The following is a 13677-nucleotide window of genomic DNA, read 5'->3' as shown; positions in this document are numbered from 1 at the left end:
AGCGGGTGGGCGACGCGCTCAACATCGAGATCGAGCGGCAGACGCAGGTCCTGGTCGACACGGTGCGCGACACGCTGGAAGAACGCCTCGGGCCGCTGCTGCCCGCCCTGAAAGACCTGCTGCGCGAACGCGGCGTGGAGATCCCCGAATGAGCCAGAACACCCCCACCCCGGACGACACCCAGGTCATCGCCGACACCGTCGAGTGGCTGGAGAAGGCGGTCATCGGCCTGAACCTGTGCCCCTTCGCCAAGGCGGTGCATGTGAAAGCGCAGATCCGCTATGTGGTCAGCGCGGCGACCACGCCGGAAGCCCTGCTGGAGGACCTGGTGAAGGAGCTGGAAACGCTGGCCGAGGCCTCACCCGAGAAGGTCGAGACCACGCTGCTGATCCACCCGCAGGTGCTCGGCGACTTCATGGACTACAACGATTTCCTCGACGTGGCCGACGCCGCGGTGGAGGAACTGCAGCTCGACGGCATCCTGCAGGTCGCCAGTTTCCACCCCGACTACCAGTTCGACGAGACCCACATCGACGACATCGAGAACTTCAGCAACCGCGCGCCCTACCCCACGCTGCACCTGCTGCGCGAGGACAGCATCGACGCCGCGGTGGCCGCCTTCCCGGATGCGGGCGACATCTACGAACGCAACATCGAAACGCTGAAAGCACTCGGACCAGCCGGCTGGAAGCGGCTCTTCACACGCTGAACGCGCGCCCTTCGACAGCGGCAAGTGCGCGCTGCAATTGAACAAATCAGCTGGTACCCGCGCTTATCCCTGTTTCGCGCTGCTTGCAGATGCCGTTAGACTGCGCTCCCAATCACCCTCGGACGGAGATCAACATTGATTGCACGCACCGCGAAGACCACCCTGACCTGCCTCAGTCTCGCCGCTGCGCTGGCCGCAGTTGCACCCGCCAGTCGGGCCGCAGAAGAGCAGACCGTCAGTGAGGCTTCCCGGGCTGCTGCGGCCGAATCGTCTGATCCGGCTGCGTCTGCGTCCTCGAAGTTCGAGCGGATGGTGGAACGCCCGATCGAGCGCATGACCAACGTGGCCACCTCTGCCGCCAGCACCGCCGCCAGTGTGGCGACCACCGTGGCGGTGACCGCGGCCAGCACGGCGACCAATGCGGCCATGGGTGCCGCCACCGCAGCCACTGCGGCCATGTTCAGCGTGGCCAATGTCGCCACCAGCACCGCCGTCAGCGCCGCCACCGCAGCGGCCACCCTGTTCCAGACCGGTCGCGTGTCGTTCTATGCCGACAAGTTCCGCGGTCGCCCCACGGCCAGCGGCTCGCCTTACGACGCCGACGACCTGACGATGGCCCACCGCACGTTGCCGATCGGCACCAAGGTGATGATCACCAACACCGCCAACCAGCGCAGCGTGGTCGTCACCGTGAACGACCGTGGCCCGTACTCGGGCGGCCGTGTGGCGGATCTGTCACGCGCCGCCGCCGAAAAGCTGAACATGATCCGCTCCGGCATCGCCGAAGCGACGCTGCACGTGCTGCCGAACTCCGGCAACAAGCAGGACAGCGTGCCCCGGATCCGCTGACGCACCAGGCGTCAGCCGCGCCGCGCCAGCAGCGCGCGCGCCACCCGCGAACCCGACTCCCGCCCCAGCTTCGCGCTGATCCAGGCGCCACAATCGACCAGCGCATCCAGATCGACGCCCGTGGTTGCGCCCAGTCCGTGCAGCAGCCAGACGATGTCCTCGGTGGCAACGTTGCCGGTCGCGCCCCTGGCATACGGGCAGCCGCCCAGCCCGGCCACCGAACTGTCGAACACCCGCACGCCCATCTGGTAGCTGGCGTGGACGTTCGCGGTGCCCAGGCCGTAGGTGTCGTGGTAGTGGCCGGCGAGTTGCGCCATCGGCACCCGCGCCGCCACCGCTTCGAGCATCCGCGCCACGCTGGCTGGGTTGCCGATGCCGATCGTGTCCCCGAGCGACACCTCGTGGCAACCGAGATCCCGAAGCCGCCACGCAACCTCGGCGACGGCCTGCGGCGCGATGGCACCCTCGTAAGGACAGCCGACCACACACGAGATGTAGCCCCGCACACGCACACCCGCCGCCTGCGCCGCCGCCAGGATCGGCTCGAAGCGGGCAATGGATTCGGCGATCGAGCAGTTGATGTTCTTCCGCGAAAACGCCTCGGAAGCCGCCGCGAACACCGCCACCTCCTTGGCACCCGCCGCCACCGCCGCCTCGAAGCCTTTGAGGTTCGGCGTCAGCACCGGGTAGTTCACGCCGGGAAACTCTGCGCCTGACGGCAGCCCGGCCATGACCTCGGCGTGGTCGGCCATCTGCGGCACCCACTTCGGCGAGACGAACGACGTTGCCTCGATGTCCTTCAGCCCGGCGGCGGCGAGCTTGCGGATCAGCGCCAGCTTGGTCTCGGTGGAGATGCGCTGCTTCTCGTTCTGCAGACCGTCACGCGGGCCGACTTCGACGATGCGGACGTGGTTCATGGCGTTGGCGGCGTTCATGGCTGCACCTCGACTTCGAAATCCACCAGGTCCACGCCATCCGTGACCTGATCGCCGGCCGCGAAGTGGAACGCCTTCACCAGCCCCTTGGCGGGCGCGCTGATGGTGTGCTCCATCTTCATGGCTTCGAGCACCAGCAGCGGCGCGCCCTTCTCGACCACGCTGCCGGCCGCGGCGATCAGCGCGATCACCTTGCCGGGCATCGGCGCTTTCAGCCCGCCCGCGTGGTCATCGCCGCCGCCGCCCGCACTGAGCGCGCCCACGACGGTGATCGGCCACGAGCGGCCCTCGAAGAACACCTGCCGCCGCTCGCCGCTGGTGACGACCGCCGCGCTGACCCGGCGCTCGCCAAGCTGCGCGTGGACCGTGCCGCTCGGGCCGAACTGGCCACGCACGGTCAGCGACTGGCCGCCGATCGTCAACGCATGGCCCTGGCCGCCGCTGACGTAGGACACACCGACCGCCTGCACCTCGTCGCCAAAGCGCAGCGTCAGCGTGCGCTGCGCGGTCGAGTTCAGCCGCCAGCCGTCGAGCACCGACCACGGCGAGTCGTCGCGCACGCCCTGCCCCTCGCGCTGCAGTTCGGCCAGCGCCGCCAGCGCCCAGACCGCCTGTGGCACCGGCTGCGGCGCGGGGAAGAGCACGGCGTTCTCGCGTTCGATCAGCGCGGTGTCCAGATCGGCATGGGCAAACGCGGGCGCCGTCACCAGCCGCTGCAGGAACTCGACGTTGTTCGACACGCCGACCACGCGGTACTGCGCCAGCGCCGCCCGCATCCGCGCCAGCGCCCGCGGCCGGTCGCGGTCCCAGACGATCAGCTTGGCGATCATCGGGTCGTAGTGCGGCGAGATCTCGTCGCCCTGCTCGACGCCGGTATCGACGCGCACATGGTCGCTCTCGGCCGGCGGCACCAGATGGACGAGGCGCCCGGTGGACGGCAGGAACCCGCGGTCCGGGTCTTCGGCGTAGATCCGGGCCTCCAGCGCGTGGCCTTCGAGCGTGAGCTGTTCCTGGCGCAGCGGCAGCGGCTCGCCGGACGCGACGCGCAGTTGCCACTCGACCAGATCCAGCCCGGTGATCATCTCGGTGACGGGGTGCTCGACCTGGAGCCGGGTGTTCATCTCCATGAAGTAGAAGCTGCCGTCCTGGTGGGCGATGAACTCGACCGTGCCGGCGCCGACGTAGCCGACCGCCTTGGCCGCCTCCACCGCCGCCTGGCCCATCGCGGCGCGGCGCTCGGGCGTCATGCCGGGGGCGGGTGCTTCCTCCAGCACCTTCTGGTGGCGGCGCTGCACCGAGCAATCACGCTCGAACAGGTAGACGCAGTCCCCCTGCGTGTCGCCGAAAACCTGGATCTCGATGTGCCGTGGCCGGAGCACGTACTTCTCGACCAGCACATGCTGATCGCCGAAGGCGTTGATCGCCTCGCGCTGGCACGACGCGAGCGCGGACTCGAAATCCTCGGCGCGATCGACGCGGCGCATGCCCTTGCCGCCGCCGCCCGCGCTGGCCTTGATCAACACCGGGTAGCCGATGCGACCGGCTTGTTCGGCAAGGAAAGCGGGTTCCTGGCGGTCGCCGTGGTAGCCCGGCGTCAGCGGCACGCCGGCCTTGTCCATCAGCGCCTTGGCCGCGGACTTGCTGCCCATCGCCCGGATCGCCGATGCGGGCGGGCCGATGAAGACGATGCCGGCCTCGGCACAGGCGTCGGCGAAGGCGTCGTTCTCGGACAGGAAGCCGTAGCCGGGATGGACCGCCTGCGCGCCCGTGGCGCGGGCGACTTCGAGAATCTTGTCGGCGCGCAGGTAGCTCTCGCGGGCGGCAGCCGGGCCGATCAGCACCGCCTCGTCGGCGAGCCGGACATGGCGCGCATTGGCATCGGCTTCGGAGTACACCGCGACGGTCGCGATGCCCATGCGCCGCGCCGTCTTGATGACGCGGCAGGCGATCTCGCCGCGGTTGGCGATCAGGATCTTGGTGAACATTGGCAATCCTCGTGATCCATGGAATGTGGTCGTGCTGTCTTGCTCCTCCCCCCAGCGGGGGGAGGCTGGGAGGGGGGCTCGCGTCGGGTAGCCGGTCTTGCTGCGGAAGCCCCCCTCCCAACCCTCCCCCCGCTGGGGGAGGGCTTTCCTTGTGCTTCGTCAGGTGGTCATCCAGCGGGGCGGGCGTTTATCCAGAAAGGCTGTGAGGCCCTCCTTGGCCTCGTCGGTCGCCCGCAGCGTGGCGATGCGGCGAGCGGTGTCGCCCACCACATCGTCGGTCACGGGTTTGTTCGCCACCGCGCGGATCAGGTCGGTCGCCGCCGCCTGCGCGTTCGGGCCGCCGGCGAGCAACGCCTCGACGATCGCCTCGACCTGCGGATCAAGCCCACCTTCGCTGTCGGTGACCTCGTGGACCAGGCCGATCTCGCGTGCGCGCGCTGCGGTGATACGCTCGGCCGTCTGGAAGTAGCGGTACGCCTGCCGCTCGCCGATCGCGCGGATCACGTAGGGGCTGATGGCGGACGGGATGATGCCGAACTTGACCTCGGAGGTCGCGAACACCGCCCGGTCGCTCGCCACGCAAATGTCGCAGGCGGCGGCCAGCCCCATGCCACCGCCAAGCGCGGCACCATGCACGCGGGCGATCGTCGGCTTGGCGAGGGTGGACAGCGTGCGGAACAGCTCGGCGAGGCGGCGGGCGTCGGCGAGGTTGTCTTCGACGGACGCCGCGCCCTGGCGCTGCATCCACGCCAGGTCGGCACCCGCCGAGAAGCTCTTGCCCTCGCCCGCCAGCACGATCACGCCCACGGCAGGGTCGGCGTCCAGCGCCAGCAGCGTGGCGGTCAACTCGGCGATCAGCGTCTCGTCGAAGGCGTTGTGAACGGCAGGTTTGGCCATCCACACCCAGGCGATGGCGCGGCCAGGTTCGCCCCGGTGTTCGAGGCGCAGAGTTTGCAAGGTGGGAAGTGCATCGGTCATGGTGTCCCCTTCACATGCGGAACACGCCGAACTTCGTCGGCTGGATCGGCGCGTTCAGCGACGCCGACAGCGACAGCCCGAGCGTGCGCCGCGTCTGCGCCGGATCGACCACGCCGTCGTCCCACAGGCGGGCCGTCGCGTAGTACGGGTGGCCCTGGTCCTCGTACTGCTGGCGGATCGGCGCCTTGAACGCCACTTCGTCGTCCGCAGACCACGCGCCGCCCTTGGCCTCGATGCCGTCGCGCTTGACGGTGGCGAGCACGCTGGCGGCCTGCTCACCGCCCATCACGCTGATGCGCGCGTTCGGCCACATCCACAGGAAACGCGGCGAATACGCCCGGCCGCACATGCCGTAGTTGCCCGCGCCGAACGAGCCGCCGATCAGCACCGTGAGCTTGGGCACCTGGGCCGTCGCAACCGCCGTGACCATCTTGGCGCCATCCTTGGCGATGCCGGCGCTCTCGACCTTGCGGCCGACCATGAAGCCGGTGATGTTCTGCAGGAAGACCAGCGGGATGCCGCGCTGGGCGCAGAGTTCGATGAAGTGCGCGCCCTTCTGCGCCGACTCGCCGAACAGGATGCCGTTGTTGGCGATGATCCCGATCGGCATGCCGTAAAGCTGCGCGAAGCCGGTGATCAGCGTCGTGCCGTAGCGGGCCTTGAACTCGTCGAAGCGCGAGCCGTCCACGACGCGGGCGATGATTTCGCGCACGTCGTAGGGCTTGCGCGGGTCGGCGGAGACGATGCCGTAGATCTCCTCCGGGTCGTACAGCGGCGCCTCGCTCGGGGCGAGCACGAGCTGCGACGGCTTGCGGCGGTTCAGGTTCGCGACGATGCGGCGGCAGATGAACAGCGCGTGGCTGTCGTTCTCGGCCAGGTGGTCGGCGACGCCGGAGACGCGGGTGTGCACGTCGCCGCCGCCCAGGTCTTCCGCGCTGACGACTTCGCCGGTCGCCGCCTTCACCAGCGGCGGGCCGCCGAGGAAGATCGTGCCCTGGTTCTTGACGATGATCGTCTCGTCGCTCATCGCCGGCACGTAGGCGCCGCCCGCCGTGCAGGAGCCCATGACCACGGCGATCTGCGCGATGCCCATCGCCGACATCGTGGCCTGGTTGAAGAAGATGCGGCCGAAGTGGTCGCGGTCGGGGAACACCTCGTCCTGTTTCGGCAGGAAGGCGCCGCCCGAGTCGACGAGGTAGATGCACGGCAGGTGGTTCTGCATCGCGATCTCCTGCGCGCGCAGGTGCTTCTTGACCGTCATCGGGTAGTAGGTGCCGCCCTTCACCGTGGCGTCGTTGGCGACGATCATGCATTCGACCCCCTGCACGCGGCCCACGCCGGTGATCACGCCGGCCGCTGGTGCGTCGTTGTCGTACAGGCCGAACGCGGCGAGCTGGCCGACTTCGAGGAAGGGCGTTCCCGGGTCGAGCAACTGGTTCACGCGCTCGCGGGGCAGCAGCTTGCCGCGGGCGGTGTGCTTGGCGCGGGCCGATTCACCGCCGCCGAGCGCGACCTTCGCCGCCTGCGCACGCAGGTCTTCGACGAGGGTCTTCATGTGGGCCGCGTTGGCGCGGAACTCGTCCGAGCGCGGGTTGATCTTGCTTTGAAGGGCTTGCATGGCGTGGTCGCTCGGCTTTCGGCTCAGCAGGTCTCGTTGAACAGCTCGCGGCCGATCAGCATCCGGCGGATCTCGCTCGTGCCCGCGCCGATCTCGTAGAGCTTGGCGTCGCGCCAGAGGCGGCCGGTGGGGTATTCGTTCGTGTAGCCGACGCCGCCGAGCGCCTGGATCGCCTCGCCCGCCATCCACGTCGCCTTCTCGGCGGTGTAGAGGATCACGCCAGCCGCGTCCTTGCGCAGCGTGCGGCTGTGGTCGCCGCGGTCGCAGGCGCCGGCCACCGCGTAACCGTAGGCACGGCACGCCTGGAAGGTCGAATACATGTCCGCCAGCTTGCCCTGCATGAGCTGGAACTCGCCGATCGACTGGCCGAACTGCTTGCGTTCGTGGACAAACGGCACCACCACGTCCAGGCACGCCGCCATGATCCCCAGCGGCCCGCCCGACAGCACGATGCGCTCGAAATCGAGGCCCGACATCAGCACCTTGGCGCCGTTGCCCTCGCCGCCGAGCACGTTTTCCTCCGGCACCTCGCAGTGGTCGAAGAACAGCGGCCAGGTGTTCGAGCCGCGCATGCCGAGCTTGTCGAGGTGGTGGCCGTGCGTGAAGCCGGCCATGCCCTTCTCGACGATGAAGGCCGTCATGCCCCGGGCGCCCATCTCCGGCTCGGTCTTGGCGTAGACGACCAGCGTGTCGGCGTCGCCCCCATTGGTGATCCACATCTTCGAACCGTTGAGGACGTAGCGGTCACCGCGTTTCTCGGCCTTGAGCTTCATGCTCACCACGTCCGAGCCCGCGCCCGGTTCGCTCATCGCCAGCGCGCCGATATGGTCGCCGCTGATGAGCTTGGGCAAGTACTTCTGCTTCTGGGCTTCGGTGCCGTTGCGGTGGATCTGGTTGACGCACAGGTTGGAGTGCGCGCCGTAGCTCAGGCCGACCGAGGCGCTGGCGCGGCTGATCTCCTCCATCGCGACCATGTGGGCGACGTAGCCCATGTGCATGCCGCCGTATGCCTCGGAGACGGTCAGGCCGTGGACGCCGAGGTCGCCGAGCCTCTTCCACAAGCTGTGCGGGAACAGGTTGTCGCGGTCGATGTCGGCGGCACGCGGGGCGATCTCGTGCTGCGCGAAGTCGCGCACGGCGTCGCGCAGGGCGGCCACGTCGTCGCCGAGGGGGAACTGGAAGGTGGATTCGAACATGGTGGTTTCCTTTTCAGGCGGGACGGTCTGGCTCAGGCGGTCTTGTGTTCGGCGCGCTGCAGGGCTTCGGTCATGGCGCGGCGCATGACGAACTTCTGCACCTTGCCGGTGATGGTCATGGGCATCTCGGCGGCGTCCACGAAGCGGATGTGGCGCGGCACCTTGTAGTGGGCGATCTGGTCGCGGCAGAAAAGCTGGATCTCCTCGGCGGTGCAGGTCTCGCCCGGCCGCAGCACGATCCAGGCGCAGACCTCCTCGCCGTACTTCGCATCGGGCACGCCGAAGACCTGCACCGACTGCACCTTCGGGTGGCGGAACAGGAACTCCTCGACCTCGCGGGGATAGACGTTCTCGCCGCCGCGGATCAGCATGTCCTTCACGCGGCCGACGATGTTGCAGTAGCCCTCGGCGTCGATGGTCGCCAGGTCGCCGGTGCGCATCCAGCCGCCGTCGACAATGGCCTCGCGGGTCTTGGCCTCGTCGCCCCAGTAGCCCTGCATCACGAGGTAGCCGCGGGTCCACAGCTCGCCGGGCGTGCCGACCGGGACAGTGTTGAACTCGGCATCGACCACCTTGGCCTCAACGTGCGGCTGCACGCGGCCGACGGTCGTCACGCGGCGGTCGAGCGGGTCGTCGGCACTGCTCTGGAACGACACCGGGCTGGTCTCGGTCATGCCATAGGCGATGGTGACCTCGGAGAGGTGCATCTGCGCGATGACCTTCTTCATCGTCTCGATGGGGCACGGCGAGCCGGCCATGATCCCGGTGCGCAGGCGGCTGAGGTCAAAGCTGGCGAAATCGGGGTGGTCCAGCTCGGCGATGAACATCGTCGGCACGCCGTGCAGTGCGGTGCAAGCGTCCTCGGACACGGCGGCCAGCGTCGCGCCCGCGTCGAACACCTCGCCCGGAAACACCATCGCCGCCCCGCTCGCCACGCAGGCCAGCACCGCCAGCACCATGCCGAAGCAGTGGTACAGCGGCACGGGGATGCAGAGCTTGTCCGCCTCGGTCAAGCGCATCGCCGCCGCGACTGCGATGGCGTTGTTGACGACGTTGTGGTGCGTCAGCGTCGCACCCTTGGGGTGGCCGGTGGTGCCGCTGGTGAACTGGATGTTGATCGCATCCAGGCAGCCGAGCGTGGCCTCGATCGCGTCCAGCGCGGCGACATCGACCGACTCCGCCGCGGCCAGCACGTCGGCATAGCGCAGCATCCCCGCCGTCTCGCCGTCGCCCATGCGGATGATGAATTCGAGCGCGGGCAGCTTCGGCGCCACCGTCTGCAGCATCGCCAGGTAATCCGCCGCGCGCAGCCGCTCCGCCGCAACCACCGCCCGGCAGCCGGACAACTGCAGCGCGTACTCCAGCTCCGCCAGCCGGTACGCCGGGTTGATGTTGACGAGCACCACGCCCAGGCGCGCCGTGGCGAACTGCGTGACCAGCCACTCGACCCGGTTCGGCGACCAGATGCCCACACGATCGCCACGGCGCAGGCCCAGCGCGTGCAGTCCCGCCGCCAGCCGATCGACTTCCGCCGAGAATTGCCGCCATGTCCAGCGCACGCCCTGTTCGCGGAACACCACCGCCTCGCGCTCGCCGAAGCGGGCCACCGTGTCGGCCAGCCATTGCGGGATCGTCTTCTCCGACAACGGTGCCACGACCGGGCCGCACACATGGCTCCGTCCGTTCACGGGCACGACGCCCGGCTGTGCTTCAGTCATGTCTCACTCCAGGTCCGTGTCTATATTGAGCATTCCTCAATATTGGCTTCATTCGTGGAAACCCTGAATGGCTGCAAACCAGAACTCCGGGGCAGCCCTGCAAAATAAAGCATAGGACATCCCTGAGTGATGCGCAAGTTATTGAGTAAAACTCAATTCATGCGCCGCCATCGACAAACCCACTAAGATCACGCCATGACGCACGATCTCCCCGATCTCGATGACCCCCGCAGATCCCGGCGCCGCAGCCCGGCCAGCGCCAAGTCCGAGCAGCGCATCCGCGACTTGCTGCGCGTGGGCCGCGAGGTGTTCGCGGAGAAAGGCTACGAGCGCGCGACCACCACCGAGATCGCCCAGCGCCTGGGCATCAGCGAGGCGACCGTCTTCACCTACTTCCGCGGCAAGCGCGAACTGTGCGTGCGCGTGATCAGCGACTGGTACGACGAGATCATCGCGACGATGGAGGCGGGGCTTCCACGCGAACAGCCGATCCGGACGCAGCTCCACTGCCTCGTGCAGACACACCTGCGGCTGTTCCTGGTGCAGGGCACGGGGCTGTGCGCGCTGGTGCTGTCGGAGGGGCGCTCGAAGGGCCAGGAACTGGGCGAGAGCTTCCTGCCGCTGCAGCGCCGCTACACCGCACTGCTGATGGACCTGCTCGCCCGCGGGCAGGCGTCCGGCGAGTTGCGGCGCGATGTGCCGCTGCGCCTGCTGCGCTCGGTGGTGCTCGGACCGATGGAACACATCCTGTGGGAAGTGGTCGCGCAGGACAAGGCGACCGACATCGACGCGGTGTCGACCGATCTGGTCGCGCTGCTCTGGTCGGCCATGCAGGCGCCAGGCGAGGAGCTGGCCGCGCTGCGCCGGATGCGTGCCGAGGTGACCGACGCGCTGGAGCGCACTGGCTCCAGCATTTGAACCGTCGATGCCCACACGGCCGGTGCGCGGCGGCAGGGCCTGGGGCTACCGGGACAATCCGTTCGAGATCGAGGCCCGCAAGGCCGATGCCGGGTGACGGACTTGGTTGGCCACCCGATCGGTCGGTCGCTCGGTCGCCGGGGTCGATGCCGGCGGAGTCAACGCCATCTGCAGCCACCAGCCCGCCGCCAGGCTGGTGCCCCAGGCCACGAGCAATCCCAGCAGGTTCATGCCCGGCGAGGTCGGCCACAGACGGTAGAACGCAGCCCCCACCACCAGGATCACCGGGTAATGCATCAGGAACACCGTGTAGGAGATGCGGGACAGGAAAGCCACCAGCGCCCGGACCGGGCCTTCGTTCAGCCAACGCCAGCCACGACCGATGTCCAGCGCCAGCACCAGCGCCACACACCCCGCCAGCGCCACCCGGCTGCGCCACTCCACCAGCAGCGCCAGTGCCGTGAGCACCACGATCACCCCGGTCCAGAGCGCCCGTTGTCTGGCCGTCCGGGCCCATTGCGCCATCACGCCCAGACCGTAGGAGCCGATGAAGTACGGTGCCCAGGCATCCAGTTGCCGTTCGCGGTTGAACCAGAGCAGTGACGCACCGGTCAGCAGCACCATGGTCAGCGCCGTGATGCGCCCGCGTTCGGCAGCGGCCCCAACCCACCCGACACGCAGCGCGCACAGCAGCGCCAGCACGGCGTACAGCTGCGCATCGATGGCGACATACCAGACACCGGCCGACAAGGCGTTTTCCTCCAGCACGTCCTGCAGCATCAGCGCGTTGGCGATGAACTGCCAGGCGGTTGGTGCATCCGGGATGGTGGAGTAGTCGATCAGGGTGCGGGCGCACAGTGCGCACCACACCGATGCCAGCAACGCCACGAAGTACGGCGGCATCAGCCGCTGCAGGCGGCGCCACTGGGTCCGCAACAGCATGCCGTGGCCGGCAGGCGCTGGAGCATGCGGTGTCGGCAGAAGTCCGCGGGCGGCCAGAAAGCCGCCCATCACGAGAAACACCTGCACCGCGAGCCGTGCATGGCTGACCAACCACACCATCAGTCCGCCCGTCAGACCACCGACGACGTCAGACATCGGGCCGTACAGGGCCAGGTGGTGCCAGACGATGAGCTGGGAGGCGACGGCCTTGCCTAGATCGACCATCGGCAGCGATGGTCTTTGGGGGTTCCGATTTGAAAACTGCATCGCCGGCATCCTAGCCGCCGACGCTTGCGCGGAAGTTATGCAGAAATCTTCACTTCAGGCGCACTTCAGATGCATCGCAGGCGCGATTCAGGCCAGCTTGCGGAGTGGCCTGGTCCTGGAAAGCCTGCGGCGCAGGCCCGCTGACAGGCTCCAGCGCGCCCGACCATGGCGGGCTCGCGTATCCGTGCGCTCGGCGGTGCAGGTGATCAACCAGGCGTTGACGCCGATCGACCGGACGGGGGTCATCGAACGTTCTGAGGCTGGTGACGAAAAGACGGACATGCACTGACTCCTGTAGCAGAACCGAACGCGATGCAGACAACTGCTTGCGACTTATTTCAGTTCAGGCTTTGAAGTCTGCTGGAGGCCCGTGGGGATTACCAGCTTCGAGTCCCCCTCGAACACGGGCCGATGGAACAGGTCCCCGTGAAGATGGCGCGGTTTGAAGCGTGTGGAAGCCACGATCCCCCCGGGTCCGTGTCGTACCAATCGACACCAGGCGGGACCACCTCCCAGAATGAATTCAAGCAAAGAGGCCACCTGACATGACCCACAAGAACAGCCACTCCACCCACCGTGTTTGTAACTTCACCCGCTGGATCGGCGCCACCGCGCTGATCGGGCTGCTGAGCGCCTGCAATGGCGGCAGCGACGAGGAACCGGTCCCGTTGACACCCAGCACAGTCCTCGCATCCGGTACCGCCACGCCCACCAGCAGTGCCACATCGGCCGTCAGCACGCTGACGGCCACCACCACCTGCAGCCTCACCGCCTTCCAGGCCTCCGTGGTCGCCGAGGTCAACCGGCGGCGCGCCAGTGCGCAGTCCTGCGGCAGCCGCGGCAACTTCGCTGCAGCCGGCAGCCTGCGCTGGAACGACACCCTGCTCCGGGTTGCGGCTGCGCACGCCAACGACATGGTGACCAACAACTTCTTCTCGCACACCGGCAGCAGCGGCAGCACCATCAGCGACCGGATCAACGCGATCGGCTACCCCTGGGCCAGCGTCGCCGAGAACATCGCCGCCGGCCAGCCCACCGTCGCACGGGTCGTCGATGCGTGGATGGGCAGTGACGGCCACTGCGCCAACCTGATGAACCCCGCGATGGAAGAATTCGCCGTGGCCTGCGTCTACAACACGGCCAACCGCTCGAACTACTGGGTGATGGATCTGGTGAAGCCGCGCTGAGGCGACACGGCGTTGTGCCTGCGAGGCCAAGGGTCACCCGCCCTTGTTCAACCCCAACCGCTCCACCGCCCGCTTCTCTGCGGCGAAACTCTCCTTGAGGCTGCGGCCGTAGTCCTCGGCATTGAGATACGTCAGCTCCTGGTCGTATTTCGCCAGCTCGGCGATGTGCGCCGGGTCGTTCATCGCGGCCTTGAAGGCATCGTGCAGCACCCCGACCACCGCAGGCGACATCCCCCGCGGCCCGACCAGCCCGTACGGCGACGTGGCGACAATGCCCAGGCCGAGTTCCTTGAGCGTGGGCACCGTCGGCCAGCGCTTCGTGCGCTGCTCGCCAAACGTCACCAGCAGCCGCAGCCGCCCCGAATCGACAAACGG

At 68.1% G+C, this 13677-nt stretch carries 12 protein-coding genes; 4 read left to right on the top strand and 8 right to left on the bottom strand.

The genetic code is table 11. From position 1 onward, the window contains the following. The first annotated feature begins 148 nt into the window (after positions 1-148). Positions 149-709 carry a DUF1415 domain-containing protein gene (locus tag AB3X43_RS01470; RefSeq protein WP_369428120.1) on the top strand — a complete coding sequence of 187 codons (561 nt, stop codon included), beginning with the start codon at positions 149-151 and terminating at the stop codon, positions 707-709. 135 nt (positions 710-844) lie between these two features. Beyond that, positions 845-1558, top strand: coding sequence for a septal ring lytic transglycosylase RlpA family protein (locus AB3X43_RS01465; protein WP_369428119.1), 714 nt, complete (start codon positions 845-847; stop codon positions 1556-1558). A gap of 11 nt (positions 1559-1569) precedes the next feature. Here the strand turns inward: AB3X43_RS01465 and AB3X43_RS01460 are convergent, their stop codons facing one another. From AB3X43_RS01460 to AB3X43_RS01435, 6 genes are all read right to left on the bottom strand, one after another. Beyond that, complete coding sequence (locus tag AB3X43_RS01460; RefSeq protein WP_369428118.1) at positions 1570-2493, bottom strand: hydroxymethylglutaryl-CoA lyase; 924 nt, start codon at positions 2491-2493, stop codon at positions 1570-1572. Beyond that, entirely contained in the window at positions 2490-4478 is a 1989-nt protein-coding gene (locus AB3X43_RS01455) for an acetyl-CoA carboxylase biotin carboxylase subunit (RefSeq protein WP_369428117.1), read from the bottom strand. Before AB3X43_RS01455 ends, AB3X43_RS01460 begins: the two co-directional genes overlap by 4 nt. A gap of 159 nt (positions 4479-4637) precedes the next feature. Then, positions 4638-5456 carry an enoyl-CoA hydratase/isomerase family protein gene (locus AB3X43_RS01450; RefSeq protein WP_369428116.1) on the bottom strand — a complete coding sequence of 273 codons (819 nt, stop codon included), beginning with the start codon at positions 5454-5456 and terminating at the stop codon, positions 4638-4640. A 10-nt stretch (positions 5457-5466) separates the two neighbouring features. Beyond that, positions 5467-7074: a carboxyl transferase domain-containing protein gene (locus AB3X43_RS01445; RefSeq protein WP_369428115.1), complete on the bottom strand. Its 1608-nt coding sequence runs from the start codon at positions 7072-7074 to the stop codon at positions 5467-5469. Between the two features lie 23 nt (positions 7075-7097). Beyond that, the gene (locus AB3X43_RS01440; RefSeq protein WP_369428114.1) at positions 7098-8270 is read right to left on the bottom strand and encodes an isovaleryl-CoA dehydrogenase; all 1173 of its coding nucleotides are present in this window, start codon (positions 8268-8270) and stop codon (positions 7098-7100) included. Positions 8271-8302: 32 nt separating this feature from the next. Further along, positions 8303-9988, bottom strand: coding sequence for an AMP-binding protein (locus AB3X43_RS01435; protein ID WP_369428113.1), 1686 nt, complete (start codon positions 9986-9988; stop codon positions 8303-8305). A gap of 195 nt (positions 9989-10183) precedes the next feature. Between AB3X43_RS01435 and AB3X43_RS01430 the strand changes: the two genes are divergently transcribed. Continuing rightward, positions 10184-10906 (top strand): TetR/AcrR family transcriptional regulator, encoded by a 723-nt coding sequence (locus tag AB3X43_RS01430; protein WP_369428112.1) that lies wholly within the window; start codon positions 10184-10186, stop codon positions 10904-10906. 45 nt (positions 10907-10951) lie between these two features. On the opposite strand, the gene AB3X43_RS01425 is transcribed toward AB3X43_RS01430, so the two are convergent. Continuing rightward, the gene (locus AB3X43_RS01425) at positions 10952-12073 is read right to left on the bottom strand and encodes an acyltransferase family protein (protein WP_369428111.1); all 1122 of its coding nucleotides are present in this window, start codon (positions 12071-12073) and stop codon (positions 10952-10954) included. Between the two features lie 587 nt (positions 12074-12660). Between AB3X43_RS01425 and AB3X43_RS01420 the strand changes: the two genes are divergently transcribed. Continuing rightward, a complete protein-coding gene (locus tag AB3X43_RS01420; protein WP_369428110.1) occupies positions 12661-13302 on the top strand; it encodes a CAP domain-containing protein in 642 nt (213 codons plus the stop codon). A 33-nt stretch (positions 13303-13335) separates the two neighbouring features. Here the strand turns inward: AB3X43_RS01420 and AB3X43_RS01415 are convergent. After that, positions 13336-13677, bottom strand: a 342-nt coding sequence (locus AB3X43_RS01415) for a tripartite tricarboxylate transporter substrate-binding protein (protein WP_369428109.1), incomplete at its 5' end; no start/stop codon positions are given.

The sequence above is a fragment of the Sphaerotilus sp. genome (assembly GCF_041083715.1).
Taxonomy (GTDB): domain Bacteria; phylum Pseudomonadota; class Gammaproteobacteria; order Burkholderiales; family Burkholderiaceae_C; genus Sphaerotilus.
This window is presented reverse-complemented; position numbering and strand designations above follow the sequence as displayed.

What these genes read in the sequence shown, in the direction of transcription:
- AB3X43_RS01470 (WP_369428120.1), top strand. Translation starts at nt 149, where the DNA reads ATGAGCCAGAACACCCCCACCCCGGACGACACCCAGGTCATCGCCGAC.
- AB3X43_RS01460 (WP_369428118.1), bottom strand. Translation starts at nt 2,493, where the DNA reads ATGAACGCCGCCAACGCCATGAACCACGTCCGCATCGTCGAAGTCGGC.
- AB3X43_RS01455 (WP_369428117.1), bottom strand. Translation starts at nt 4,478, where the DNA reads ATGTTCACCAAGATCCTGATCGCCAACCGCGGCGAGATCGCCTGCCGC.
- AB3X43_RS01450 (WP_369428116.1), bottom strand. Translation starts at nt 5,456, where the DNA reads ATGACCGATGCACTTCCCACCTTGCAAACTCTGCGCCTCGAACACCGG.
- AB3X43_RS01445 (WP_369428115.1), bottom strand. Translation starts at nt 7,074, where the DNA reads ATGCAAGCCCTTCAAAGCAAGATCAACCCGCGCTCGGACGAGTTCCGC.
- AB3X43_RS01440 (WP_369428114.1), bottom strand. Translation starts at nt 8,270, where the DNA reads ATGTTCGAATCCACCTTCCAGTTCCCCCTCGGCGACGACGTGGCCGCC.
- AB3X43_RS01435 (WP_369428113.1), bottom strand. Translation starts at nt 9,988, where the DNA reads ATGACTGAAGCACAGCCGGGCGTCGTGCCCGTGAACGGACGGAGCCAT.
- AB3X43_RS01430 (WP_369428112.1), top strand. Translation starts at nt 10,184, where the DNA reads ATGACGCACGATCTCCCCGATCTCGATGACCCCCGCAGATCCCGGCGC.
- AB3X43_RS01425 (WP_369428111.1), bottom strand. Translation starts at nt 12,073, where the DNA reads ATGGTCGATCTAGGCAAGGCCGTCGCCTCCCAGCTCATCGTCTGGCAC.
- AB3X43_RS01420 (WP_369428110.1), top strand. Translation starts at nt 12,661, where the DNA reads ATGACCCACAAGAACAGCCACTCCACCCACCGTGTTTGTAACTTCACC.